Raw genomic sequence first — 23,888 nt, forward strand, 5'->3', positions numbered from 1 at the left:
CGGCGCCCCGCGCCCGGCCCGGGCCCGCGCCCCCGCCGCCGCGGCCCCCCTGGCCGGGCCCCCGGGGGGCGGGGGGGGGGCGCGGGCGGCCCCCCCCCCCCCCCCCCCCCCCCCCCCCCGCGACCCTCATTTCGCTTCTGCCTGCTTCCTGCGCGCCATGCCATCGGTGATGGAAATCGGCGCGGTCACACTGGACGCAACCTGCGCCTCCTCAGGAGCATAGGCGCCGATCGACTGGATGTGCCAGCGGCGCTGTTCTTCCGTCGATCCGGGCACGTCGTTGACCCTGCGCAGCGTCACCTGCCGCAGCGCATACCAAGGCTTTCCATTGGCGGCGATGCGGCCATAGACCTGCACCGGCACCGTCACATAAAGCGAACCGGCCGCACCTTCGGGTTCCGATGGCGCGCCGACATTGGCGTGAATTTCGCTGAAACCGCGAAATCGCGCAACGAAATGCGCGTCATCCTGCGCGCCGATCGCTGTTGCGGGATTCCACATATCCTGCGCATCCTCGAACCGCTTTTCTTCCAGCAATCCATAATAGCCCTGCACCACCTGGGCCGCGCCCTGCGCACTGTCCGGGTCGATCGACCCTTCTTCGATGGGCGCGGGATCCACCGGCAGGCCGCCCGGCGTGCCGGGTTCCGGCGGGGCGAGCGGTTCCATCAGCGCCATCGCTTCGGCGCGCACATTATTTTGCACCTGCGCCTGGTTGGCGCCATTGGCCAGATTGTCGATTGCGCTCTCCTCCCGCCCGTCGCAGGCCGCGACGAGCAGGAGGGTGGCCAGCGCGCTTGTCCTGATCGCTCCCCGCATCAGTTCGGGCGCACCCGATTTGCCGGTTCACGGCCGCCGCCCGACCGCATTGGCCGGGACATGCGCGATCCTGGCGAAGGCCGCGCGCTCATGCTGCGTTGGGGCCGGGGCTGACTTGCCTGGGGCCTGGGCGACGGACGGACCGTGGCCGCGCCATCGCGCCCGCGCCCGCCATTCCATCGACCACGCCCGTCCCCGCGACCGTCATTGCCATTGGGACGCGGGCGACCATAATTGCCGGGACGTCCGTCACGGTCCGGCCGTTGCCAGTTGCCCGGACGCCCATCACGATCGGGCCGTCCATCGCGATCCGGCCGTTGCCAATTGCCGGGGCGTCCATCACGATCGGGCCGTCCATCGCCGCGCCAGCCGGGCCGTCCATCACGATCGCGGTCCCGCCACCGGCCGTCGCGCCGATCGTTTCGCCGCGCTTCCCAGTAGCGCCGCTGGCTGGCCGTCCAGCGATGACGCCGGCCGCCGCGATCATAGACATAATATCCCGTGCCCGGATAATAAAAATCATTGTACCAGCCATAGCCGCCGCCGACATAGCCCGGGCTGTAATAGGGGTCATAATAGCCGCCGCCATAATAGCCGCTGCCAACACCCACCCCGCCATAGCCATAGCCATCGTCATAGGCGCAACCGCCCAGTGCCAACGCGCCAGCCAAGCCGATGGCGGCCAGAAACCGTCTTGCAGGTCCAGTCATCGCCTGTCTCCTTATCCTCTTGCTGCTTGGCGTAACGCGTGGAGTTTGAATTGGTTGTGAATAGCCGATCCCTCGCGAAACTTTGATTTATGCAGCGTTCAGGAAACACGCCTATTGTTCATATGGCTGACAGAAACCGTGTTTTCTGCGCCACAATATCGCGCTTTGCCGCACTTTCGTCATTCAGGCGGGAAACCTTCCGATGCCCAAGGTCATTTTGATCCCTGCCGCTCCGGTCGCTTGAAGCACCATTTGCGCGGCCCGGCGGGTCCAAACCGCCGCAAGCATCAACAACAGATCAAAGGGTCAAACCCCATGAAGACACTGCTTATTTCGGCAGCCGCTGCCGCGTCCCTGATTCCCGCCGTCGCGATGGCCCAAAGCGGGTCAGTCGATGACGCCGGCGCTACCCGCCGCATCGAACCCTATGTCGGCGTCATGGGTGGCGTGCATAATTTCGATAGCGAAACCGGCAAGGAGGGCATCCCGCCCGTCGGCTATAAGGGCCGTATGGTCGAAGGCGTCGCCGGCGTGAATTACAATGTCGCAGGGCCGCTCGTGGTCGGCGTCGAAGGCACCGCATCCAAAGGTGTGTCGGGCGACATCGACTGGGAATATGGCGTTGCGGGCCGCGCGGGGGTCAAAGCGGGCAAGGACAGCCTGATTTTCGGTAAGGTCGGTTACAAGTGGGTCAATTTTGACGCGCTTGGTCCTGACAGCCCCGACTTCCATGGCACGACCTATGGTGCTGGCGTCGAACTGTCGCCCGCAGACATGGGCAGCTCGGCCCAGAGCAGCAACATCCGTCTACGCGTTCAGGCCGACACGCTCGGCAATTTCCGCTCGATCCGTCCGATGGCCGGTGTCGTCGCGAAATTTTGATGTTTGAAGGGACGGGACGGGCACGGGTTGTTCGTTCCGTCTCTCACCAGTCACCTCTCTCCCGCCCGGGCTGAGAGTTGGGGTGCGGAACGGCTTTTAGGACTGCAGCCGTTCCGCATTCGCCCAGACCCGTCTTGCCATATCCCATGATGCCAGCCATCAGCATGCCATGACCTGGCATTTCTGGATCGATCGTGGCGGCACCTTCACCGACGTGGTCGCGCGCGACCCCGATGGGCGGTTGCACACTGCCAAGCTGCTCTCCAGCGATCCTGAACGCTATGCCGATGCCGCGGTCGAAGCGGTTCGCCGCCTCACTGGCGTAGGCGACGGCCCTATCCCGCCCTGTTCGCTGCGCATCGGCACGACCATCGCGACCAATGCCTTGCTGGAGCGTAAGGGTGAGCCCGTCCTCCTTGCCGTCACGCGCGGGTTCCGCGACGCCATTCGCATCGGTACGCAGGAACGCCCCGATCTGTTCGCGCGCAATATCCGCCTGCCCGATCCCCTCCATCACGACGTCATCGAGATCGACGAGCGGATGACCGCCAATGGCGACGTGCGCGTGGCACTGGACGAACCGGCCGCGCGCGCCGCGCTCCAGTCGGCATATGGCCAGGGGCTGCGCGCTGTCGCGATCCTGCTGATGCACGGCTATCGCTACCCCACGCATGAACAACGACTGGCGCAAATCGCTGCCGATGTCGGCTTCACCCAGATCAGCATCAGCCACGATGTTACGCCGCTGATCAAGCTGGTGGGCCGGGGCGACACCACGCTGGCCGACGCCTATCTCTCGCCTGTGCTGCGCGCCTATGTGGATGGGCTTCACGCGGCTCTGGGCGGGCGGGCCGACATGCTCTTCATGCAATCCAATGGCGGCCTGACCCCCGGATCGCTGTTCCGCGGCAAAGACGCCGTCCTGTCCGGGCCGGCGGGCGGCATCGTCGGTTTGGCGCGCACCGCGGAACAGGCGGGTTTCCGTGACGTGATCGGCTTTGATATGGGGGGCACATCGACCGATGTCTCCCATTATGCCGGCAGCTATGAACGGGACAATGAAGCGCGGGTGGCCGGCGTTCGCCTGCGTGCGCCGATGATGCGGATCGACACGATCGCGGCGGGCGGTGGCTCCATTTGTACCTTTGTCGATGGTCGCTTTCGCGTCGGGCCGGAAAGCGCGGGCGCAGTGCCGGGACCGGCCTGCTACCGGCGCGGCGGGCCGCTTACCATCACCGATTGCAACGTCATGCTGGGCAAGATCCAGCCCGGTTTCTTCCCCAGCCTTTTCGGCCCGAACGGGGACCAGCCATTGGATCGCGACGTCGTGGCGCAGCGTTTCGCCACCCTCTGCGCGCAGGTGAAGGAGGAAACGGGCCGCGTGATGACCCCGCGCGAGGCGGCGGAGGGCTTCATCGCCGTTGCCGTCGCCAATATGGCGAACGCCATCAAGCGCATTTCCGTCGCGCGCGGCCATGACGTGGCGCGCTATACCCTGGCCAGTTTTGGTGGCGCGGGCGGGCAGCATGCCTGTCTGGTCGCCGACGCCCTCGGCATGGACCGGGTAATGATCCATCCGCTTGGCGGTGTCTTGTCGGCCTTTGGCATGGGTCTGGCCGACCGGCGGGCGGTGCGGGAACGCACGCTCGCCTTGCCGCTCGCGCCCGACGCCATGTCCCAGCTGGAGGCCGCACTCGCCGCCATGGAGGCGGACGCGCGCGCCGATCTGCCGCAGGCGGACCGGACCGAAATCCTGCTGCGGCTTCGCTATGACCGCACCGACAGCCTGTTCGACGTGCCGCTTGCTGATTTGCCGGCGATGCGCGCGGACTTCCTGGCGCAGCACCGCGCGCGCTTCGGCTTCGACGGGCGTGGCGCGATCCTGATTGACATGGCGCGGGTCGAGGCGATCGCGTCCACCCGGGCGGCGATGGACGATATTGTCTTCTTTCCTGATGCGGCTGCGCCCCCGCTGGCGCAGGTCGATTGCGGCGGCCGTGCCGCGCCCGTGCATGATCGCGCCGGCCTCAATCGCGACAGCGACATTGACGGTCCCGCGCTTGTCATCGACCCGGTATCGACCACCGTCGTGGAGCCGGGCTGGCGCGCGCGCGTGGACGCCATCGGCAATCTCATCCTTAGCCGGCACCAGCCCCGCCCCGCGCCAGAGGCGAGCCGAAGCAGCGGCGTCGACCCTGTACGGCTCGAGGTGATGGGCGGGCTTTTCATGGCGATCGCCGAGGAAATGGGCGCCGCGCTTCAGCATAGCGCCTCCTCCGTCAACATTCGCGAACGGCTCGATTTTTCCTGCGCGCTGTTCGATGCCGCCGGCAATCTGGTCGCCAATGCGCCGCATATGCCGGTCCATCTGGGCAGCATGGGGGACAGTATCCGCGCTATCCTGCAACGCCGCGGTCCAGGTGCGGACGGGCGGCCGATCGACGGGCGCGGCATGCAGCCGGGCGATGTCTACGCGCTCAACGCGCCTTATGACGGCGGCACCCATCTGCCCGACGTCACGGTCATCATGCCGGTTTTCGTCGAAGGCCGCCCCGCGCCTGCCTTCCACGTCGCGGCGCGGGGGCATCATGCCGATATTGGCGGCATCACGCCCGGGTCGATGCCGCCGGGCAGTCAGTCGGTGGAGGAAGAAGGCGTCATCCTCGACAATCTGCTGGTCGTCGATCGCGGCGATTTTCGCGAAGTGGCGATTCGCGACCTGCTTGGCTCAGGGCCTTATCCCGCCCGCAATATCGACCAGAATATCGCCGACCTGTCCGCCCAGATCGCCGCCTGCGCCAAGGGTGCATCTGAATTGATACGGATAAGTAACGAATATGGGGTCGAGACCGTTGCAGCCTATATGGCCCATGTTCAGGATCAAGCCGAATCGGCCGTCCGCCGGCTGATCGGGCGCCTTGCCGACGGCTGCTTCACCTATGCCATGGACAATGGCGCATATGTCAAAGTCGCCGTCGCCATTGATGCCGACGCGCGCGCCGCCACCATCGACTTTACCGGATCGTCGGACCAGCTGCCCGGCAATTTCAACGCGCCCCTGTCGGTCGTGCGCGCTGCCGTGCTTTATGTCGTGCGCACGCTGATTGACGAGGCTGTGCCGATGAATGACGGCTGCCTTAAACCCATCACCATTATCGTGCCCGAAGGGTCGATGCTGCGGCCGCGTCACCCCGCTGCCGTGGTCGCGGGCAATGTCGAAACCAGCCAGGTCGTCACCGACGCAATCTTCGGCGCGCTGGGCGTCATAGCCGGCGCGCAGGGCACGATGAACAATTTCACCTTCGGCAATGACCGGCACCAATATTATGAGACGATCGCTGGCGGGTCGGGCGCAGGGCCGGATTTTGACGGCGCTTCGGTGGTCCAGACGCATATGACCAACAGCCGGCTGACGGATCCAGAAATATTGGAAACCCGATTCCCGGTATTGCTGGAGGAATTTTCCATCCGGTCCGGTTCCGGCGGGGCAGGGCGGCATCGGGGCGGCGATGGCGCGGTGCGCCGCATTCGCTTCCTAGAGGATATGACGGCCGGCATCCTGGCCAACCGACGGACGGTGCCGCCCTTCGGCCTGAACGGCGGCGCGGACGGCGCGCCGGGGCGCAACTGGGTGGAGCGCGCCAACGGCACCGTCGAACCGCTTGGCAGCACCGCCACGGTCGAGCTTTGCGCCGGCGACGCCTTCATCATCGAAACGCCCGGTGGCGGCGGGTTCGGCAAGGCCTGACCCGCGGCCCCGGCTTACTGCCTCCAGCTTGAATCGATCCGGTCGATTACCCGCACCATCGCCTGGAAATCGGGAACGCCCGGCCCGACCGGCAATTGCACGCCGGCCAGGTCTCGCTGGTGCACGGCGATCACGTCGGCCGGGATGTCGACTGGCGTGCCCGCCGCGCTGGCCGCAACCTGGATCTCGCAGGCGCGCTGCAAGGACCAGTGTTTCAAAAAGGCCTCCGGCAGGCTCGCCGCCATGACCAGCGTGCCATGATTGCGCAGCATCATCACCCGCTTGCTGCCCAGATTGGCGATCAGCCTGTCGCCTTCCTCCGGCCGGATCGTGACGCCTTCAAAATCATGATAGGCGATCTGCCCTGCAAAGGCGGCGGCGTAGAAGCTGATCGGCCGCAATCCTTCGGCGCAGGCGCTTACCGCCATCCCTGCGGTCGTGTGGGTGTGGATGATGCAATGGGCGTCGGGCAGGTGGCGGTGAAAGACGCTATGCTGGGTAAACCCTGCGCGGTTCACCGGATAGGGGCTGCCGTCCAGCACCTGGCCGTCAATGTCGATCTTGACCAGATTGGATGCCGTCACCTCCTGATAGCCAAGGCCGAACGGGTTGATCAGGAAGGCGCTTTCCTCGCCCGGCACGCGCAGCGTGATATGGTTGTAGATCAGTTCCGACCATCCCATATGGTCGAATATGCGGTAGCAGGCGGCGAGTTGCTGGCGCGCCTCCCACTCTTGCGGTGTCATGTCGGCTTTGTGTGCGGCGCTGGCCATTGGCGATCCTCCTGTCTATTATCGGCCCACTATCCGCCCGCCCGGCGCAAAAGTCGAGATCATGGCCTTTAGGCTTGAGTTTGCGCGACTCTGCTGGTAGGGCGCCGCCCACATGGCGCAGGGCGACCTGCGACGACTCACTGGCTTTGCTATTCGGTCGAGCCGTCGGGAAGGACAGAAACGTCCCGGCGACCCGCCCGTTTTTGATTGGAGATTGACGGACTTATGCAGATCATCGTTCGCGACAATAATGTCGACCAGGCTCTTCGCGCGCTCAAGAAGAAGCTGCAGCGCGAGGGCGTGTATCGCGAAATGAAGCTGCGCCGTCATTACGAAAAGCCGTCGGAAAAGCGCGCTCGTGAAAAGGCGGCCGCGGTTCGTCGCGCGCGCAAGATGGAACGCAAGCGCGCCGAGCGCGACGGCGTTCGTTAAGACGCCCGATCCCGGACGAGGGCGGCGCCGCCCCCGTCCGCTGACGACTTTCCTGCCCTGATTTTAGCGAGCATCGCCCATGTCCACGACGGCTGTTCCCCTTCGTCCCATCGCTAAGGGGTCGCTGACCCGGCTCTGGATCGGCGTTGCCATCGTCGCTCTGGCAGCGGGCGGCCTCGCCTGGGCGGGGCAGCAGGGCGTCGCGCCGTCGCCGGCTGCCTTCCTGGCTCAGAATGCCCATGAAACGGGCGTGGTTACGACCGAATCGGGCCTCCAGTACAAGGTGCTGGAAGAGGGCAGCGGCCCCAGCCCGACGAGCAGCGATGTCGCGCTTGTCGGCTATAAGGGGGCGCTGCTGGACGGCACGGTGTTCGATGAAAATCCGCAGGCGCCGATGCCCGTCGATGGCGTCGTGCCCGGCTTTTCCGAAGGCGTGCAAAAGATGAAGAAGGGCGGCAAGTACCGGCTCTGGATTCCGTCGGAACTGGGTTACGGTGCTGAAGACAATGGCCCGATCCCCGGTGGCTCGGTGCTGGTCTTCGATGTGACCCTGCATGACTTCAAGTCCAAGGCGGAATTGATGCAGTTGCAGCAGCAGATGATGCAGCAGCAGGGCGCGGCGCCGCAGCCGGGGCAATAAGTCAGCCGTGCAACCAGTCGAGTGAGAGGAAGGGGCCGCCTGTCGGCCCCTTTTCTTTTGCCTTACTGGTTGTCGCTGCAGATGGTTTCCGGCGTCTCGCCAAAGGCAAGCGCCCCTGCATCGCCGACCTTGGCCTGTCCGGCAAACAGCTTGTCGAGCCGCTCGCGCACATCACGGCGATATTCGGGGCAGGCGACTGACCGGGGCGCGGACACCTCGATATCGCAGGCGATCGCATTCTTGATCCTGTCGATCGCCGGTTCGTCCAGAATACCCGAATCGCGCAGTTCAAGGCACAGCTGAAGCAATCCAGCCGCCGTCGCCTGCGCGCGCAATCCCACATTGGTGAGATCGAAATGCAATTTCTTCTGCTTGTCGAGGTCCATCATCATGATCCGCTCCTTTCAGTTTTTTCTATCTTACGCTGAAAGCAAGCGACGGAAAGCCCGTATGTTCCCTATGATGTTTGACCCTGGATCAACCGTCGGCGGGCTGTAGCAGCGCCTTGTCCCTGTCGGACCTGGATGCTTTTGACCGTTCCTCCAGATAGACTTTGATCATCGCGACGATCGGGTCGGCCAGGAATAGGCCGATGATGCCGAACAGTGCGCCGAACAGGATCTGCGCCGCCAGCACCAGCGCAGGGGCCAAATCGACCGCGCGCTTGGCAACCATGGGCACGATCAGATAGCCGTCGACGATCTGCACGACCAGATAAACCCCCACGGCGTAGAGACCCGTGTCCATGCCACCGGAAAAGCCCACCAGGACAATGAGCACGCCCGATATGATTGCCCCGATATTGGGCAGAAAGGCGAGGAGGCCGGTGAGGATGCCCAGCAACCCCGCCATTGGCACGCCGAACACCCACAGCAGCAGCCAGGTGCCCACGCCTTCGACCGACATGCCGATGATTCGCCCGAACATCAGCCGGCGCAGCGTCCAGCCCATCTTGTCGGCGATGGTGTAGAATTGCGCGCGCTTGTCCATCGGCAGCATCCAGGCGACCCCGCGCTCATAGAGTTTGGGTTCGGTCGCCAGGAAGATGGCCAGTACCAGCATCATCGCGCCGCCTGTGATCGCACCCATTGCCGTTCCGAGCGCCGCCGTCACGCGCCCCATGGAACTCATTGCCTGCTGGGCCAGGCCTTTCAAATCGCTGGGCGTGGCCGTGATGCCGAGTTGCTGCATCCAGCCGCCAATCCGCGTGACCTGCGCCTCGACGATGGTGCGCATCGCCTGCGCCTGCGCAGCCAGGCTCGATCCAGTAAGGTAGAATGTCCACACCAGAAAAGCGACCGCGCTCAACAGGACGATCGTCAGCCGCCAGCCCCTGCCGATCGGAAGGATACGCCCCAGCAACCGCGATCCGCCGTCCATCATCGTGGCCAGCACCATCGCCCCTAGGATCAGCATCAGCGGCTGCGCCAGCAGCGCCGTCAGCGCGATGGCGATCGCCAGCCCGAACCAGACGCCGGCGCGCTTCAGTTCCTGCTGGACCAGGGGGCTGCGCACTTCGCTGGGGCCGGGTTCCTCGACATGCTTGTGTGTCTCGCTCAAAACCCCGTGCCCCTCTGATCGTCAATCAGGGGCAGCAACGCTCCGTGCACGCAGGCTGTTCCCGGCTCGACCGCTGCGGAAGGCGTGGATCCAGCTGAGCGGATTCCAGCTGGCGTCGCCGTCCAGGCTGAAGGTGATGAATTCGGCCCGGCCGCCGATCGCCTCCCACGGCACCGGCCCGCCAAGGCCGTTTTCCGCCAGCGGCGCGCGGCTGTCGGCGCTGTTGTCGCGATTGTCCCCCATCAGGAAGACATGGTCGGCCGGCACGCGCACCGGGCCGTACCAGTCGAGCGCGCTTGGTCCCATGTCGATGGTGAGGTAGGTCTTGCCATTGGGCAGGATTTCCTGCCGCACCGGCAGTTCGCAATAGTCGCGACCGTCCGCGCCGTGCACGCGCGCGCCGGGAAACTGATCGGGCGAGCAGGGGGCGTTGCCATCGACCGGCAGGCGCAGTGGCTTCATCGCCTTTTGCTTGACCGCGGTGCCATTGAGGATCACCTGCCCGCCCCGCACTTCGATGATGTCGCCTGGCAGGCCGATCACCCGCTTGATATAATCCTCCCGCCGGTTGTGGGGGGACACGATGACGATGTCCCCGCGCTGGGGCAGGCGCCCGAGCACGCGCCCTTTGAGGAAGGGCAGGGGGTGGAAGCTGGGCGAGACATAGGACCAGCCATAGGGGAATTTGCTCACCACCAGCCGGTCGCCGGTCAGCAGCACCGGCATCATCGATTCGGACGGAATGTAGAAAGGCTTGGCGACGAAGCTGTGGAACGCCAGCACCGCCAGGATCAGCAGCGTGATGCTGCGCAGTTCATGCCACCAGTTGACGCCGTCCTTTTCCTGCTCCCCGGCTTGCGCGGCGCTGTCCTGGGGCGTGTCGATGGCCGGCATGGGCGAAGTCTCTTGGCGTTCGGCGGGGGGCAGGGTCACGAAGGCAGCGCCTCGATGATGACGAAGGCTTGCGCCCATGGATGATCGTCCGTGAGCGTCAGGTGAATGACCGGCCTATAACCCACCGGCACCATCGACTCCAGCCGCGTCAGCGCGCCGCCGGTCAACGCGAGCGTCGGTGCGCCGGACGGCGCATTGACGACGCCGATATCCTTCATGAACACGCCGGCCCTGAACCCCGTGCCCACCGCCTTGGAAAAAGCCTCCTTGGCGGCGAAGCGCTTGGCCAGCGTGCCCGCGCGGGTCAGCGGACGTCGCGCCGCCTTGGCCTGCTCGACCGACGTGAAGACCCGCTGGATGAAGCGGTCGCCGAAGCGATCGAGCGAATTCTGGATACGCTCGATATTGCAGAGGTCGGATCCAAGTCCGATGATCATGACGGCCGTCCAAGGCCGTCACCCCAGCGAAGGCGGAGGTCTTGGGCATCCAGGTTGAACCCTTGACGCCTGCGATCCAAGCCTTTGCCGGGATACCTGCTTGGGAGCATCACCGCGCCAGATCCATCTGCCGCCGCATCTCGCGAATGCTGCCCTCCAGCCCGCCGAAAATCGCCTCGCCGATCAGGAAATGGCCGATATTGAGTTCGGCGATCTGCGGGATGGCGGCGACCGGTCCGACATTGTCGAAGGTCAGGCCATGGCCCGCATGCGGCTCGATCCCGTTCTTGGCCGCCAGGGCGGCGGCATCGGCGATGCGGCGCAGTTCGCCCGCGCGCGCCGCTCCGTCCAGATGGGCATAGGCGCCGGTGTGAAATTCGACCACGGGCGCGCCGAGCCGGATGGCTGCGTCGATCTGCGCGGCGTCCGCCTCGATGAACAGGCTCACGCGGATGCCGGCCTCGACCAGCTTCTCGACGATCGGTGCCAGCGCCTCATACTGCCCCGCTGCGTCCAGCCCGCCTTCTGTCGTGCGCTCCTCGCGCTTTTCGGGCACGATGCAGGCGGCGTGCGGTTTGTGGCGCAGCGCGATCTCCAGCATTTCCTGCGTCGCCGCCATCTCCAGATTGAGCGGCACGTCCAGCGCTGCCATCAGCATCGCGATATCCTCGTCGCGGATATGGCGGCGATCCTCGCGCAGATGGGCGGTGATGCCGTCCGCGCCCGCCTTCACGGCCAGCAACGCGGCCTTCACCGGATCGGGATGCGCGCCGCCCCGCGCGTTGCGGATGGTCGCGACATGGTCGATATTGACCCCGAGGCGCAGCGGCGTGGGCATGGGGCTATTGCTTCCGGCTGCCGGGCTTGGTCGCGGGAATGGCCTCCAGTTCCGGTGGCAGCGCGTCCGCGTCATAGACCGGGAAATTGATCGACACGAGCGGATAGAAGGGCACGCCCAGATCGACCTCGCCCGCCGACCGGTCGACCAGAGCCACTTCCCCGATAACGATGCCGCCCTCGGCCTCCACCGCCTCGATCGCCTGGCGTGACGACAGGCCGGTGGTCACGACATCCTCGACCATCAGTATCTTTTGTCCCGGCGTGATGGCAAAGCCCCGGCGCAATTCGAACGTCCCTTCCGGCCGCTCCAGAAAAATCGCGTCCCGGTCCAGCGCGCGGCCGACTTCATGCCCGATGATGAGGCCACCCATCGCCGGCGACACCACCAGATCAATGTCCTGGCGCACTTCGCGGGGCAGTTTCTGCACCATCGCGCGCGCCAGCTTGCCGGCGCGCTCGGCATTCATCAGCACCCGTGCGCATTGCAGATAATTGCCGCTGCGACGACCCGACGACAGAATGAAATGCCCCTCCAGCAGCGCGCCCGCCGCCCGGAATTCCGCCAATACGTCCTCGTCAGTCATGTCGCATTCACATCCCGTCGCGCGGCCGGCACCCTGTCGGTGGCCGGGCCGCCTTCACCCCATGGCCGCGCGCAGACACGCCGCCATGCCGCGCCCCTGTGCGCGAAGCAGCGAGATAGGCGGGCCGGGGATGCGTTGCAACAGCGAAGAAAATCTGCTCCATCTGTGCTTGAGGCAGCGGGAAAGCATCCCTATAAGCCGCCGCAGACCGAACGGGCGAGGACGGCAAAATGGATGCGTTTTCGTTGCAGCGGCGCCAAGGGGTTAGGGGTACGAAGACGCTATGATGAAGGTGAAATCGTTCATTCTCGCTGGTCTGCTGGCTTTTGCGCCGGCGATGGCGATGAATGGCCAGGCGCTTGCGCAGAATGAAGCGGCCGCACCCGTTGCCGCCACGCCGGTCGATGCCGATCCCAAATCCTCCGATCCTGGTGCGCCTGCCGATTCGGCCGATGCCAATGTCGCGAATGTCAGTGAAGCGGCACCTGCGGCCAAGGTTGCGCCGCCGCCGCGCATGAAGCCGACCGAAGGCATCGGCATGCCGCGTCCGGGCGAAATCACGTTGCAGGAACAGTTTACCGAAACCGGCAGGACCGCCCGCTGGCTGCACGATGTCATGCTGGTGCCGATCATCACCATCATCTCGATCTTCGTGCTGGTTTTGATGCTCTATGTGATGTGGCGCTATCGCCGCGCCGCCAACCCGGTGCCGTCCAAAACCTCGCACAACACCGTGATCGAAGTCGTCTGGACGGTGGTTCCGGTGCTGATTCTGCTGGCGATCGCGGTGCCTTCGATCGGACTGCTCGCCGACCAGTATCGCCCCGCGCCCAAGGATGCGCTGACCGTCAAGGTCACGGGCTATCAATGGTATTGGGGCTATGAATATCCCGACGCCGGCATTCCTGAATTTGTGTCGAACATGCTGACGGAGGATCAGGCGAAGGCCAATGGCGAGCCCTATCTGCTGGCGCCCGACAATCGTCTGGTGCTGCCGGTCGGTCGCCCGATCAAGTTGATCATCACCGGCGCCGACGTGATCCACAGCTTTGCCGTGCCCTCGCTCTGGGTAAAGATGGACGCCGTCCCCGGCCGCCTCAATGAAAAGAGCTTCACCATCGACAAGCCCGGCGTCTATTACGGGCAATGTTCCGAACTGTGCGGCGCGCGCCACGGCTTCATGCCGATCGCGATCGAGGCGCTGCCGCCGGCTCAGTTCGACCAGTGGGTCCTCTCGCAGGGCGGCACGTTGAAGGGCGGCACCGCCGCTCCGGCCGGCCAGATGGGACCGCAACAGGGCAGCGCACTGCCCGGACCGCCGGCCAGCGATGCCGGTTCGACGACGCTTTGAGAGGGGCAAGGCCATGACCACCATTACCGCAGATCATCATGGCGATCACGCCCATGGGCATGATCATGACGCCGATCACAAGCCAGCCTTCTTCCAGCGCTGGTTCATGTCCACCAACCACAAGGACATCGGCACCCTCTATCTGATCTTCGCGATCATCGCCGGCATCATCGGCGGCGCGATTTCGGGCTTGATGCGCGCCGAACTGGCGGAACCGGGCATCCAGTATCTCCAGACCTGGGCGCGCTTCAGCGACGGGCCGTCGGCGACGCTGGATCAGGCCTATCACCTCTGGAACGTGCTCATCACCGCGCATGGTCTCATCATGGTCTTCTTCATGGTGATGCCTGCGATGATCGGCGGTTTTGGCAACTGGTTCGTGCCGATCATGATCGGCGCGCCGGACATGGCCTTCCCGCGCATGAACAATATCAGCTTCTGGCTACTCATCCCTGCCTTCGCGCTGCTTCTGGGTTCGACCTTCGTCCCCGGCGGCACCGGCAATGGCGCGGGGACCGGCTGGACCGTCTATGCGCCGCTTTCGACCAGCGGGTCGGCCGGACCTGCCGTCGACATGGCGATCCTGTCGCTGCACATCGCCGGCGCGTCCTCGATCCTGGGCGCGATCAATTTCATCACCACCATCCTCAACATGCGCGCGCCGGGCATGACCCTGCACAAGATGCCGCTGTTCGTCTGGTCGGTGCTGGTCACGGCGTTCCTGCTGCTGCTCGCCCTGCCGGTGCTGGCCGCCGCGATCACCATGCTGCTGACCGATCGCAATTTCGGCACCACCTTCTACGATGCGGCAGGCGGCGGCGATCCCGAACTCTACCAGCATCTCTTCTGGTTCTTCGGCCACCCCGAAGTCTACATCATGATCCTGCCGGGCTTCGGCATCATCAGCCAGATCGTCTCGACCTTTAGCCGCAAGCCCGTCTTTGGCTATCTCGGCATGGCCTATGCCATGGTCGCGATCGGCGTGGTCGGCTTCGTCGTCTGGGCGCACCATATGTTCACCACCGGCATGTCGGTGAACGTGAAGATGTATTTCACCGCTGCGACCATGGTCATCGCGGTGCCGACCGGCATCAAGATCTTCTCGTGGATCGCGACGATCTGGGGCGGATCGATCAGCTTCAAGACACCGATGGTCTGGGCGCTGGGCTTCATCTTCCTCTTCACCGTGGGTGGCGTCACCGGTGTGGTGCTTGCCAATGGCGGCGTCGACGATGTGCTGCACGACACTTATTATGTCGTGGCGCACTTCCACTATGTGCTCTCGCTGGGCGCGGTGTTCGGCCTGTTCGCCGGCTTCTACTACTGGTTCCCGAAAATGTCGGGCAAAATGTATAACGAGTTCCTCGGCCAACTCCATTTCTGGGTCTTCTTCGCCGGCGTGAACCTGTTGTTCTTCCCCATGCACTTCCTGGGCCTGTCGGGTATGCCGCGTCGCTACCCCGATTATCCCGAAGCCTTTGCCTATTGGAACGGCATTGCCAGCCATGGCTATGAAATCATGGCGGCGGGCATGCTGATCTTCTTCGTCAACCTGATCTGGTCGCTGGCGGCCGGCAAGAAGGCGGAAGGCAATCCGTGGGGCGAAGGCGCGACGACGCTGGAATGGACGCTGACCAGCCCGCCGCCCTTCCACCAGTTCGAAACGCTGCCCGTCGTCGACTGACGAGCGGGGACGCACATGGGCGGACGGCTTGGACCTTCCGCCCATTTGCGCGACATCGGCGCGCGGGTGTATGGTGCGCGCTGATCGCATGAGGAGATTATGGCCAGTTCGCCCTTCCTGACCGGGGTTCACACGCCCGTCCTGCCGGCCCATTGGCGCGACTTCGTCGCGCTGACGAAGCCGCGCGTGATGACGCTGGTCGTGTTCACCGGCCTGTGCGGCCTCCTCGCCGCGCCCGGCCATATCCATCCGGTCCTCGCCTTCACCGCCATCCTCTGCATCGCGCTTGGCGCGGGCGCCGCCGCCTCGCTCAACCAATGGTGGGAAGCGGATATCGATGCAAAGATGAAGCGCACCGCCTCCCGCCCGCTGCCGGCCGGCCGCATGGACCGGCAAGCCGCGCTGCACTTTGGCGTCGGCCTCTCCTTCTTCTCGGTCATCCTGATGGGCATGGCGACCAACTGGCTGGCGAGCGCCGTGCTCGCCGTCTCGATCCTCTTCTATGTCTTCGTCTACACCATCTGGCTCAAGCCCCGCACGGCGCAGAATATCGTCATCGGCGGCGCAGCCGGCGCTTTCCCGCCAGTGATCGGCTGGGCGGCCGTGACCGGCGATGTCAGCGCGCTGCCCATTGCCCTTTTCATGCTGATCTTCTTCTGGACGCCGCCCCATTTCTGGGCGCTCGCCCTGTTCGTGAAGACCGATTATGCCGCCGCCGGCATCCCCATGCTACCCGTCGTGTCGGGCGAGGTCGCGACCCGGCGGCAAATCTGGTTCTACACCGCCATCATGGCGGTCGCGGCGCTCGCGCCCGTTCTGCTGAATCTCACCGGTGTCATCTACGGCACGACTGCGCTGCTGGGTACGGCGCTGTTCGCGCTGTTCGCCTTTCAGGTCTATCGCCGGCGCGAAAGCGATCCTGCGCGCATGAAGCCGGAAAAGCGCCTGTTCAAATATTCGATCCTCTACCTCTTCCTCTTGTTTGGGGCGGTGGTCGTTGACCGCTGGCTGCTGGCATGACGCCCGAAGAACAGGATCTGGTGCGCGCCCGGCAAAAGTCGCGGTCCATCGTGACCGGCCTGCTGCTCGGCTTTCTCGTCATATTATTCTTTGCCATCACGCTGGCGAAGATCGGCGCGAGCGACGCGATCTGATGGCCACGCTTCCGCCCTCGCCCTTTGATCGCGCGCGGCGCAACCGGCGCACCTTCCTCGCCATGATCGGCGTCGGCCTCGCCATGCTGGGGCTCGGCTTCGCCTCGGTGCCACTCTATCGTATCTTCTGCCAGCAAACAGGCTTTAACGGCACGACGCAGCGCGCCGATGCTGGCGTGGATGTGCAGCAGGCGACCGGGCACATGCTGTCGATCCGGTTCGATTCGAATGTTCAGCCCGGCATGCCCTGGCAATTCCATCCCGAACGCCCGACGCAGACCGTGACCGTGGGCGCCAAGTCGATGGCCATTTTCGTCGCCAAAAATATGTCGGATCGGCCCGTCACCGGCACCGCCAGCTTCAACGTCACTCCGACTCAGGCCGGCGCTTATTTCACCAAGATCGAATGTTTCTGCTTCACCCAGCAGACGTTGCAGCCGGGGCAGGAAGTGCGGATGCCGGTGCTCTATTATGTCGATCCCAAGATATTGGCCGATCCCGACAATAAGGATACGCAAGAGATTACGCTGAGCTACACTTTCTACCCTGTTGAGCAGGGGCAGAAGGCGGGCTAAGGTCCGGCACAGAACAGGAAACGGGGAAGATACGCATGGCAGGCGCCAAGAATCACGATTACCATATTCTTCCGCCCAGCATCTGGCCGTTTTTCGGCTCGATGTCGGCGCTGGTGATGGCGCTGGGCGCGATCATGTGGATGCATCCCGACGCCATGGGGCCGGGCGGCGGCTGGGTCTTCCTGATTGGGCTGGCCGGCGTGCTGTTCACCATGTTCAGCTGGTGGGGCAATGTCATCAGCGAAGCGCATGCGGGCGATCATACGCCGGTGGTGCAACTCCATCTGCGCTATGGCATGATCCTGTTCATCGCGTCCGAAGTCATGTTCTTCGTCGGCTGGTTCTGGGCCTTTTTCGACTTTGCGCTCTTCCCCAGCCTGCTGCCGCCGATCGACGGCCTCTTTCCGTCCAAGGATATCGAGGTGATGAATGCGTTTGAGCTGCCTTTGCTCAACACGCTCATCCTGCTGTGTTCGGGCACGACCGTCACCTGGGCGCATCACAGTCTGATCCATGGCGACCGCGACGGCCTGATCAAAGGGTTGTGGTGCACCATCATCCTGGGCGCGTTGTTCAGCAGCATCCAGGCCTATGAATATATGCACGCGCCTTTCGGCTTCGGTGGCAATCCCTACAGCTCGGCCTTTTATATGGCGACCGGCTTCCATGGCTTCCACGTCCTGGTCGGCACGATCTTCCTGATCGTCAATCTGGTCCGCGCCTATCAGGGGCATTTTACCCCGCGCCAGCATTTCGGCTTCGAAGCCGCAGCCTGGTACTGGCATTTCGTCGACGTCGTCTGGCTGTTCCTCTTCGTCGCCATCTATGTCTGGGGCGGCTGGAGCGCGCCGGTCCACGGCGGTTGAGCCGGCGCACGGACGATATTGCAATCAGGATCGACGGCCGGCGCTTCACACGCCGGCCGTTTCTCTATCGGCAGCTATTGGGTAAGCATCCCGCATGACCGGACAGTCTCACCTACCCACGCGCATCCCGATACTGCCCACGTTGCTGGTCATTCTGGCCGCCTTGACGATGATCGGCCTTGGCATCTGGCAATTGGAGCGTCGCGCCGAAAAACGTGACGCCATCGCCCTGGCTGCGGCAAATCCCCAGCGTCCCTCCGTCGCCTTTCCCATGCTGCCGCCGATCGCGCCCGACCTGCTGTTCCGCCGATCGTCCGTGCATTGCCTGCGCGTGGTCGACTGGCGCGTGGAGGCCGGGCGGGCGGCCGATGGCAGCACCGGCTATCGCCATATCGCGCAGTGCGCCACCGGCGCGGAAGGGCCGGGCGTGCTGGTCGCAGTCGGCGTCGGACAAAAGCCCGATCAGGTGCCCAACTGGACCGGCGGCCAGATTGCCGGCTGGATCAGCCAGGAACCCGACCATCGCCCGCTGCTCACGCGCGTCGGCGGTGCAGCTCCGCCACTCCGACCCATGCTGATCGCCCGATCCGCCCCACCCGGCCTCAAGCCGCTGGCACCACCCAGCGTCGCCGATCTTCCCAACAATCACCTGGCCTATGCCGTCCAATGGTTCCTCTTCGCGGCGGTGGCGGTGGTGATCTACATATTGGCCCTGCGCCGGCGAGGCGGCAGCGGCAAGCCCGCCTAAACGCTTGCTCCCCGCGCTCGCTGCCGCTACCGCGCTTAGCCATCATGCAATATCAGAGCACCAGGGGGAGCGCGCCGGCGCTCGGGTTTGAGGATGTGACGCTGGCGGGGCTGGCGTCGGATGGCGGCCTTTACCTGCCCACGCAATGGCCGGCCTTCACCGCTGACCAGATTCGCGCGATGGCCGGCCTCTCCTATGTCGAAACCGCCGTTCGGGTCATGACTCCGTTCGTTGCCGGATCGCTCAGTGAAGACGAATTGCGCGACTTGTGCGCGGCCGCCTATTCCCGGTTCAGCCATCAGGCCGTGACGCCGCTGGTCCAGCTGGACCATCAGCAGTGGATGCTCGAACTCTTCCATGGCCCCACGCTCGCCTTCAAGGACGTGGCGCTGCAACTGCTCGGCCATTTGTTTGAACGCTTCCTGTCGCGCCGGGACGATCATCTGACCATTGTCGGCGCTACGTCGGGCGATACCGGATCGGCGGCGATCGATGCGGTGGCGGGACGTGCGAAGATCGACATCTTCATGCTGCACCCCGAAGGCCGCGTGTCCGACGTCCAGCGTCGTCAGATGACCACGGTGCGCGCGCCCAACATCCATAATATCGCCATCTCCGGCAGCTTCGACGATGCGCAGGCGCTGGTGAAGGCCATGTTCAACGATGCGGATTTCAAGAGCCGCTTCAACCTGTCCGCCGTCAACAGCATCAACTGGGCGCGCCTGATGGCGCAGATCGTCTATTATTTCTACGCTGCCGTGCGCCTGGGCGCGCCGGAACGGGCCGTGGCCTTTTCCGTCCCGACCGGCAATTTCGGCGACGTCTTTGCCGGCTATGTCGCCGCACGGATGGGCCTGCCGGTGGCAAAGCTGATCGTCGCGACCAATGTGAACGATATTCTCCACCGCGCGCTGGGGGAGGGCGATTATAGCCAGGGGCAGGTCGTGCCTACCGCCACGCCTAGCATGGACATTCAAGTCAGCTCCAATTTCGAGCGGCTGTTGTTCGACGCGGGCGGCCGCGATGGCGCGGCGCTTGCCGACCAGATGCGGGGTTTCGAATCGAGCCGTGCGATGCGCCTCACCAATGCGCAGCGCGACGGCGCGGCGGGCCTGCTGTCATCGGCGCGCATCGACGCCGATGCCATGACCATGGCGATGCGCTGGGCCTATGACGCAGCGGGGCACGTGATCGATCCGCACAGTGCCATCGGCCTTGCCGCCGCACGCGCCGCTGACGTTGGCGCCGACGTGCCCGTTGTCACGCTGGCGACCGCCCATGCCGCCAAATTTCCCGATGCGGTGGAGCGGGCGACCGGCCTGCGTCCGCCGCTGCCGGCGCGGGTGGGCGACCTGTTCGCGCGCGAAGAGCATTATGACCGTCTGCCCGCCACGTTCGAGGCAATCACCACCTATGTCGCTGAGCGCGCGACGCCGCGGCACGGAGCCGGTCCGGCTTGAACCTCACGACCCTCATCGGCGAACCCTGGTCGGACTATGGCCTGATCGATTCGGGCAACGGGCGCAAGCTGGAACGCTATGGCCGTTTCCGCTTCATCCGCCCCGAACCGCAGGCGATGTGGCAGCCCGCGAGTGACGATTGGCGCGCGGACGGCGAATTCATTCCCGGATCGGACGAGGATGGCGGGGGCCGCTGGTATTATGAGCAGCCGGTGCCGGTCGAGGGCTGGCCGCTCCATTGGAAAGAGGTAATGTTCCAGTCGAGCTGCACGCCCTTTCGCCATCTGGGCTTCTTTCCCGACATGGCGCCGGTCTGGGACGATCTGAGCGGTTCCATCGCCGACAAGCCCGATGCGGAGGTCATGAACCTGTTCGGCTATACGGGCGTCGGCACACTGGCCCTGTCGGCGGGCGGCGCGCGGATGGTCCATGTCGATGCGTCGAAGAAATCGGTGGCGCAGGCGCGCGCCAATGCGGCGCTGTCGGCTATGGAGGACCGGCCGGTCCGCTGGATCGTCGAGGATGCCGCAAAATTCGTTGCCCGCGAAGTTCGGCGCGGCCGCCGCTATGACGGCATCCTGCTCGATCCGCCGAAATATGGCCGTGGCCCCGATGGCGAAATATGGCGACTGGAGGAGGATCTGCCGGGCCTGATCGCCAATTGCCGCGCCTTGCTCGACGCCGACAGCCATTTTCTGTTCCTGACCGTCTATGCCGTGCGCATGTCGGCGCTGGCGATCGGGGAATTGCTGCGTCAGGCGTTCGCCGACCTGCCCGGCACGGTGGAAGCGGGCGAACTGGCGGTGCGGGAGGAACGGCGCGGGCTGCTGCTGCCGACCGCCATTTGGGCGCGCTGGCGGCGCTGATCCCACCATCGGTCCTTTTCGGGTTGAGCCGTTCGGCGCGGTCCGGCATGACGGGGACCATGCGCTTTTCCTCGACCTTTGCTACCGCTTCGTCCCTCCTGGTGCTGCTCGCTTCGTGCGTCGGCCCGCCCGCCTCTGCGCCAGCGCCCACGCGTGCCGCTCGCGCGCGGCCGGTGCCCGCGCCCCGGCCAACCCCCACCCCCTCCCCCACACCCACGCCCGCCTCTGCGGCCGCGTCCGCAACGCCGGTTGCCTCCTCGACCGCCTGGGCCGATCGTCCGCTGACGCCGGGCAATTGGAGCTATCGCGCCGAACAGGGCGGCAGCATTGCCCGGTTCGGTCCGCCGGCCCAGCCGCTGCTGACCCTGCGCTGTGATCTGGCAAGCCGCCGCATCATCCTGACGCGCTATGGCGCAGGGCAGGGCGCGATCGTGATCCGCACCAGCTATGGCGCGGTCAGCTGGCCCGCCACCGCCCAGGGTGGCGCGCAGCCGGCCCTGGTCGCCGCGCGGGCGGCGAGCGACGGCGTGCTGGACCAGATGGCCTATAGCCGTGGCAAGATCGGCGTCGATGCATCCGGCATCGCGCCTCTGGTCGTGCCGGTCTGGGCAGAAATCGCGCGGGTGGTGGAGGATTGTCGCGCCTGATCGGGAACGCGATGCCGGCGCGACGCGGACGTACAAGTATGATTCCAAAAAAGAATAAAACAAGGCTTGAAGATCGCCTTCGTCTGATTCACATTTCGCTCTGTGGACGGATGCGGATTTGCTCTCGCGGCGGCCACACGGGCTCAACATAGCGAAAGGAGGTGATCCGATGTCTCATGGTTCAGCAATGGGGTCGGTCAAGTCCATTCGGGGAATGCGCCGCTGATCGACGCGCAAGCGTCGAGAATGTCAGGGTGATTCCGGAGCCTTGCGAAGGCCGACATACAGGCCCGCTCCTCCCCTGATAGAGCGCGATTCACCATTTCCCACTGGGCGGCGCTTCTGGCCGCTGACCATGTCAATGATGGGCCGTCGGGGGTATTTCCGCCCGGCGGCCCCTCTCATGTCTTGGCAAACCGGAAAAATCCCGGCGATCTGGCGCAGGCACGCCGCTGGAACTTCGCCTGCAGTTGGGATATATATTGATCCTGAACTGCCGGGAGGCTGTCATGATTGCTTCGCGCTATCTGCTTTTCCTTTTCACCATCGCGGCTATTCCGGCCGCGGCCCAGACCCCGTCTGATGTCGCCGACCTCGTAGGCGCGCGGGGCGCCGGCGGGGAAACCCAGCTTCAGGCGCGGGGCTACCGCTTCGTGCGTACCGAAACCGGGGATGACCGAAAGTGGAGCTATTGGTGGCATCCCGAGCGGCATCTTTGCCTCAGCGTGGTCACCATGGATGGTCGTTATCAGGCCATTACGGACAGCCCTGCGCCCGATTGTGGTCAGGATCACGCTGCCGGCCGGACTGACGACGCATATCGCCGGCACGATCGCACGGATGCGCCGCCTGCGGCATATGCGCCGGCGCGGCGCGAATCGCCCAGCTATGCCGCATCGGAAGAAAGGCCGATGATCGACGGGCAGTCGGTGGAGATCGGCCTCGTCTGCTTCGGGGATGGTCAGCGCCCCGGCCTTGAGAACCGCTATGGCTGGACCTGGGATCATGATCGCAAACGCTATATCTATGGTAACCGCGTCGACATGACGGCGCAGCAGTTCGACGCATCCGTCATGCTGCAATTCTGGGCGGGTGGCGGCCGGATCAAGCTGCCTGCCAAGTTGATTCCGCCAATCCATTCTCGTGGGACGAACGATGGCTGGTGGGACGTCTACGCTGTTTCCATCCAGCCCGATCATGTCAGTGGAGAATATCGGCTTAACGGCCTCAACAAGCCGCGCATTCAGATCAATCGGATGAGCGGTCAGATCAGTATCAAGGGCACGGGCGATTACGCCTTTCGCGGCACCTGTGACACCGTGGATGCTGCCGCGCATCGGCGATTTTGATCAGGGGGTAGGCGGTGCACCTAGCACCGCCCCCTTTGCATCATCGCTCGCTGCCCTTCGCCTTCCCCCACGCGCGCGCTGCGGTATAGCCCAGATACCCCGTGCCAAAGAGCGCGTAGAGCGGCTCGGGCAGCGCGCTGAGATAGGCGTGCATGCCCGCCGTGATGGCGGCGGCCATGTCTGGGTCGATACCGGCGATCAGCCCCATCGGGATGGACCAGAGCAGCAGCGTATAGATGACATAGAGAAAGGCCGGGCGCGCGCGCCGCGTCCAGATGTCCGGCTCGGTCTCTCCCGCATCGCTCATGACCGCACGCCCGAACCGATCCGGTTGGCCAGCCATCCATAAAGGAAGGCTTCGTTGGCGGGGCGGCTTTCGGCCAGCGCGATATAGCGCTCGCCTTGCAGCGCCTCCATCGCCTTCAAAAGCACCATGTCCCCCGACGGGCCGCGCAGCGCGCGAAACGCGCGCAGCGCTCCGAGCGTGCGCCCGCCCAGAAGGCGATCGACCTTGATGTCGGGATAGTCCTTCTGATTGCGATTAAGCGCGTTGAGCGCGCGCTGCAAAAATCCCGTCGCGGTCGGCGGGCCCATGTTGACCGCGGTGTCGAACAATTCCGCCGCCAGTGACCAGGACAGTTCCGCTACAAAGGCATAGCCGGGCTGCTCCCAGTAAAGGCGGCGATAGAGCGATTCCGCCGTGGCGCGCGGCAGCGCCTGCATCGCGCCGAAATAGCCATTGGCGCGCGCGACCGCATGCGTGATGCCCATATTGGTGGCGCCACCCCGGTCCGCAGGATGATCGCTATAGCCGCCTTCGCGCGCGATCACCTCGTCAATCAAATCCTGCACGTCCATGGGCGCCTCCT

General features: G+C 64.7%; 26 protein-coding genes. 15 read left to right on the forward strand and 11 right to left on the reverse strand.

Going from position 1 to position 23,888, the window contains the following annotated elements:
- Nucleotides 1-126: 126 nt before the first annotated feature.
- Together LL253_RS18060 and LL253_RS18065 are read right to left on the reverse strand one after the other, a co-directional pair.
- Complete coding sequence (locus tag LL253_RS18060; protein WP_228228065.1) at nt 127-819, reverse strand: hypothetical protein; 693 nt, start codon at nt 817-819, stop codon at nt 127-129.
- Nucleotides 819-1,529: a hypothetical protein gene (locus LL253_RS18065; protein ID WP_037543166.1), complete on the reverse strand. Its 711-nt coding sequence runs from the start codon at nt 1,527-1,529 to the stop codon at nt 819-821. The genes LL253_RS18060 and LL253_RS18065 overlap by 1 nt, the downstream gene beginning before the upstream one ends.
- A 315-nt stretch (nt 1,530-1,844) precedes the next feature.
- On the opposite strand from LL253_RS18065, the gene LL253_RS18070 reads away from it, so the two are divergent.
- Both LL253_RS18070 and LL253_RS18075 read left to right on the forward strand, forming a co-directional pair.
- Entirely contained in the window at nt 1,845-2,411 is a 567-nt protein-coding gene (locus LL253_RS18070) for an outer membrane protein (RefSeq protein WP_037543164.1), read from the forward strand.
- Between the two features lie 169 nt (nt 2,412-2,580).
- On the forward strand, nt 2,581-6,159 hold the full coding sequence (locus LL253_RS18075) for a hydantoinase B/oxoprolinase family protein (RefSeq protein WP_228228066.1): 3,579 nt from the start codon (nt 2,581-2,583) through the stop codon (nt 6,157-6,159).
- Between the two features lie 14 nt (nt 6,160-6,173).
- Here the strand turns inward: LL253_RS18075 and LL253_RS18080 are convergent, their stop codons facing one another.
- Nucleotides 6,174-6,932 carry a class II aldolase/adducin family protein gene (locus LL253_RS18080; RefSeq protein WP_228228067.1) on the reverse strand — a complete coding sequence of 253 codons (759 nt, stop codon included), beginning with the start codon at nt 6,930-6,932 and terminating at the stop codon, nt 6,174-6,176.
- A 225-nt stretch (nt 6,933-7,157) separates the two neighbouring features.
- On the opposite strand from LL253_RS18080, the gene rpsU reads away from it, so the two are divergent.
- A complete protein-coding gene (gene rpsU / locus LL253_RS18085; protein WP_021226581.1) occupies nt 7,158-7,364 on the forward strand; it encodes a 30S ribosomal protein S21 in 207 nt (68 codons plus the stop codon).
- Between the two features lie 79 nt (nt 7,365-7,443).
- Entirely contained in the window at nt 7,444-8,004 is a 561-nt protein-coding gene (locus tag LL253_RS18090; RefSeq protein WP_228228068.1) for an FKBP-type peptidyl-prolyl cis-trans isomerase, read from the forward strand.
- 62 nt (nt 8,005-8,066) lie between these two features.
- Here the strand turns inward: LL253_RS18090 and LL253_RS18095 are convergent, their stop codons facing one another.
- The 6 genes from LL253_RS18095 to pyrE all read right to left on the reverse strand — a co-directional run bounded on the left by LL253_RS18095 (nt 8,067) and on the right by pyrE (nt 12,319).
- Nucleotides 8,067-8,396: a hypothetical protein gene (locus LL253_RS18095; RefSeq protein ID WP_009822916.1), complete on the reverse strand. Its 330-nt coding sequence runs from the start codon at nt 8,394-8,396 to the stop codon at nt 8,067-8,069.
- 85 nt (nt 8,397-8,481) lie between these two features.
- A complete protein-coding gene (locus LL253_RS18100; protein WP_009822915.1) occupies nt 8,482-9,564 on the reverse strand; it encodes an AI-2E family transporter in 1,083 nt (360 codons plus the stop codon).
- Nucleotides 9,565-9,585: 21 nt separating this feature from the next.
- A complete protein-coding gene (lepB, locus tag LL253_RS18105) occupies nt 9,586-10,458 on the reverse strand; it encodes a signal peptidase I (protein WP_228228090.1) in 873 nt (290 codons plus the stop codon).
- A gap of 35 nt (nt 10,459-10,493) precedes the next feature.
- Entirely contained in the window at nt 10,494-10,895 is a 402-nt protein-coding gene (gene acpS / locus LL253_RS18110) for a holo-ACP synthase (RefSeq protein ID WP_228228069.1), read from the reverse strand.
- 109 nt (nt 10,896-11,004) lie between these two features.
- Entirely contained in the window at nt 11,005-11,733 is a 729-nt protein-coding gene (locus LL253_RS18115; protein ID WP_228221049.1) for a pyridoxine 5'-phosphate synthase, read from the reverse strand.
- Nucleotides 11,734-11,737: 4 nt separating this feature from the next.
- A complete protein-coding gene (gene pyrE, locus LL253_RS18120; protein WP_009822911.1) occupies nt 11,738-12,319 on the reverse strand; it encodes an orotate phosphoribosyltransferase in 582 nt (193 codons plus the stop codon).
- A gap of 283 nt (nt 12,320-12,602) precedes the next feature.
- Between pyrE and coxB the strand changes: the two genes are divergently transcribed.
- The 11 genes from coxB to LL253_RS18175 all read left to right on the forward strand — a co-directional run bounded on the left by coxB (nt 12,603) and on the right by LL253_RS18175 (nt 23,019).
- Nucleotides 12,603-13,670 (forward strand): cytochrome c oxidase subunit II, encoded by a 1,068-nt coding sequence (gene coxB, locus LL253_RS18125; RefSeq protein WP_009822910.1) that lies wholly within the window; start codon nt 12,603-12,605, stop codon nt 13,668-13,670.
- Nucleotides 13,671-13,683: 13 nt separating this feature from the next.
- Nucleotides 13,684-15,354 carry a cytochrome c oxidase subunit I gene (ctaD, locus tag LL253_RS18130; RefSeq protein ID WP_009822909.1) on the forward strand — a complete coding sequence of 557 codons (1,671 nt, stop codon included), beginning with the start codon at nt 13,684-13,686 and terminating at the stop codon, nt 15,352-15,354.
- Nucleotides 15,355-15,453: 99 nt separating this feature from the next.
- Complete coding sequence (locus LL253_RS18135) at nt 15,454-16,374, forward strand: heme o synthase (protein WP_009822908.1); 921 nt, start codon at nt 15,454-15,456, stop codon at nt 16,372-16,374.
- The gene (locus LL253_RS18140; protein WP_009822907.1) at nt 16,371-16,508 is read left to right on the forward strand and encodes a hypothetical protein; all 138 of its coding nucleotides are present in this window, start codon (nt 16,371-16,373) and stop codon (nt 16,506-16,508) included. The genes LL253_RS18135 and LL253_RS18140 overlap by 4 nt, the downstream gene beginning before the upstream one ends.
- Nucleotides 16,508-17,083 carry a cytochrome c oxidase assembly protein gene (locus LL253_RS18145; RefSeq protein ID WP_009822906.1) on the forward strand — a complete coding sequence of 192 codons (576 nt, stop codon included), beginning with the start codon at nt 16,508-16,510 and terminating at the stop codon, nt 17,081-17,083. Before LL253_RS18140 ends, LL253_RS18145 begins: the two co-directional genes overlap by 1 nt.
- A 35-nt stretch (nt 17,084-17,118) precedes the next feature.
- Nucleotides 17,119-17,949: a cytochrome c oxidase subunit 3 gene (locus LL253_RS18150; protein ID WP_009822905.1), complete on the forward strand. Its 831-nt coding sequence runs from the start codon at nt 17,119-17,121 to the stop codon at nt 17,947-17,949.
- A 94-nt stretch (nt 17,950-18,043) separates the two neighbouring features.
- Nucleotides 18,044-18,697 (forward strand): SURF1 family protein, encoded by a 654-nt coding sequence (locus tag LL253_RS18155; RefSeq protein ID WP_228228070.1) that lies wholly within the window; start codon nt 18,044-18,046, stop codon nt 18,695-18,697.
- A 44-nt stretch (nt 18,698-18,741) separates the two neighbouring features.
- Nucleotides 18,742-20,157, forward strand: coding sequence for a threonine synthase (thrC, locus tag LL253_RS18160; RefSeq protein ID WP_009822903.1), 1,416 nt, complete (start codon nt 18,742-18,744; stop codon nt 20,155-20,157).
- A complete protein-coding gene (locus tag LL253_RS18165) occupies nt 20,154-21,023 on the forward strand; it encodes a class I SAM-dependent methyltransferase (protein WP_228228071.1) in 870 nt (289 codons plus the stop codon). The genes thrC and LL253_RS18165 overlap by 4 nt, the downstream gene beginning before the upstream one ends.
- A 47-nt stretch (nt 21,024-21,070) precedes the next feature.
- Nucleotides 21,071-21,670: a hypothetical protein gene (locus LL253_RS18170; protein WP_228228072.1), complete on the forward strand. Its 600-nt coding sequence runs from the start codon at nt 21,071-21,073 to the stop codon at nt 21,668-21,670.
- A 509-nt stretch (nt 21,671-22,179) separates the two neighbouring features.
- The gene (locus LL253_RS18175; protein ID WP_228228073.1) at nt 22,180-23,019 is read left to right on the forward strand and encodes a hypothetical protein; all 840 of its coding nucleotides are present in this window, start codon (nt 22,180-22,182) and stop codon (nt 23,017-23,019) included.
- Between the two features lie 40 nt (nt 23,020-23,059).
- Here LL253_RS18175 and LL253_RS18180 read toward each other — a convergent pair whose 3' ends face one another.
- Together LL253_RS18180 and LL253_RS18185 are read right to left on the reverse strand one after the other, a co-directional pair.
- A complete protein-coding gene (locus tag LL253_RS18180; RefSeq protein ID WP_228228074.1) occupies nt 23,060-23,326 on the reverse strand; it encodes a 3TM-type holin in 267 nt (88 codons plus the stop codon).
- On the reverse strand, nt 23,323-23,877 hold the full coding sequence (locus tag LL253_RS18185) for a glycoside hydrolase family 108 protein (protein WP_228228075.1): 555 nt from the start codon (nt 23,875-23,877) through the stop codon (nt 23,323-23,325). Before LL253_RS18185 ends, LL253_RS18180 begins: the two co-directional genes overlap by 4 nt.
- Nucleotides 23,878-23,888 lie beyond the last annotated feature (11 nt).

It is taken from the genome of Sphingobium soli, from assembly GCF_020782245.1.
GTDB lineage: Bacteria > Pseudomonadota > Alphaproteobacteria > Sphingomonadales > Sphingomonadaceae > Sphingobium > Sphingobium soli.

Coding starts and splice junctions, on each gene's coding strand:
- LL253_RS18060 (WP_228228065.1), bottom strand. CDS start 819: ATGCGGGGAGCGATCAGGACAAGCGCGCTGGCCACCCTCCTGCTCGTC.
- LL253_RS18065 (WP_037543166.1), bottom strand. CDS start 1,529: ATGACTGGACCTGCAAGACGGTTTCTGGCCGCCATCGGCTTGGCTGGC.
- LL253_RS18070 (WP_037543164.1), top strand. CDS start 1,845: ATGAAGACACTGCTTATTTCGGCAGCCGCTGCCGCGTCCCTGATTCCC.
- LL253_RS18075 (WP_228228066.1), top strand. CDS start 2,581: ATGACCTGGCATTTCTGGATCGATCGTGGCGGCACCTTCACCGACGTG.
- LL253_RS18080 (WP_228228067.1), bottom strand. CDS start 6,932: ATGGCCAGCGCCGCACACAAAGCCGACATGACACCGCAAGAGTGGGAG.
- rpsU (WP_021226581.1), top strand. CDS start 7,158: ATGCAGATCATCGTTCGCGACAATAATGTCGACCAGGCTCTTCGCGCG.
- LL253_RS18090 (WP_228228068.1), top strand. CDS start 7,444: ATGTCCACGACGGCTGTTCCCCTTCGTCCCATCGCTAAGGGGTCGCTG.
- LL253_RS18095 (WP_009822916.1), bottom strand. CDS start 8,396: ATGATGATGGACCTCGACAAGCAGAAGAAATTGCATTTCGATCTCACC.
- lepB (WP_228228090.1), bottom strand. CDS start 10,458: ATGCCGGCCATCGACACGCCCCAGGACAGCGCCGCGCAAGCCGGGGAG.
- acpS (WP_228228069.1), bottom strand. CDS start 10,895: ATGATCATCGGACTTGGATCCGACCTCTGCAATATCGAGCGTATCCAG.
- LL253_RS18115 (WP_228221049.1), bottom strand. CDS start 11,733: ATGCCCACGCCGCTGCGCCTCGGGGTCAATATCGACCATGTCGCGACC.
- pyrE (WP_009822911.1), bottom strand. CDS start 12,319: ATGACTGACGAGGACGTATTGGCGGAATTCCGGGCGGCGGGCGCGCTG.
- coxB (WP_009822910.1), top strand. CDS start 12,603: ATGATGAAGGTGAAATCGTTCATTCTCGCTGGTCTGCTGGCTTTTGCG.
- ctaD (WP_009822909.1), top strand. CDS start 13,684: ATGACCACCATTACCGCAGATCATCATGGCGATCACGCCCATGGGCAT.
- LL253_RS18135 (WP_009822908.1), top strand. CDS start 15,454: ATGGCCAGTTCGCCCTTCCTGACCGGGGTTCACACGCCCGTCCTGCCG.
- LL253_RS18140 (WP_009822907.1), top strand. CDS start 16,371: ATGACGCCCGAAGAACAGGATCTGGTGCGCGCCCGGCAAAAGTCGCGG.
- LL253_RS18145 (WP_009822906.1), top strand. CDS start 16,508: ATGGCCACGCTTCCGCCCTCGCCCTTTGATCGCGCGCGGCGCAACCGG.
- LL253_RS18150 (WP_009822905.1), top strand. CDS start 17,119: ATGGCAGGCGCCAAGAATCACGATTACCATATTCTTCCGCCCAGCATC.
- LL253_RS18155 (WP_228228070.1), top strand. CDS start 18,044: ATGACCGGACAGTCTCACCTACCCACGCGCATCCCGATACTGCCCACG.
- thrC (WP_009822903.1), top strand. CDS start 18,742: ATGCAATATCAGAGCACCAGGGGGAGCGCGCCGGCGCTCGGGTTTGAG.
- LL253_RS18170 (WP_228228072.1), top strand. CDS start 21,071: ATGACGGGGACCATGCGCTTTTCCTCGACCTTTGCTACCGCTTCGTCC.
- LL253_RS18175 (WP_228228073.1), top strand. CDS start 22,180: ATGATTGCTTCGCGCTATCTGCTTTTCCTTTTCACCATCGCGGCTATT.
- LL253_RS18180 (WP_228228074.1), bottom strand. CDS start 23,326: ATGAGCGATGCGGGAGAGACCGAGCCGGACATCTGGACGCGGCGCGCG.
- LL253_RS18185 (WP_228228075.1), bottom strand. CDS start 23,877: ATGGACGTGCAGGATTTGATTGACGAGGTGATCGCGCGCGAAGGCGGC.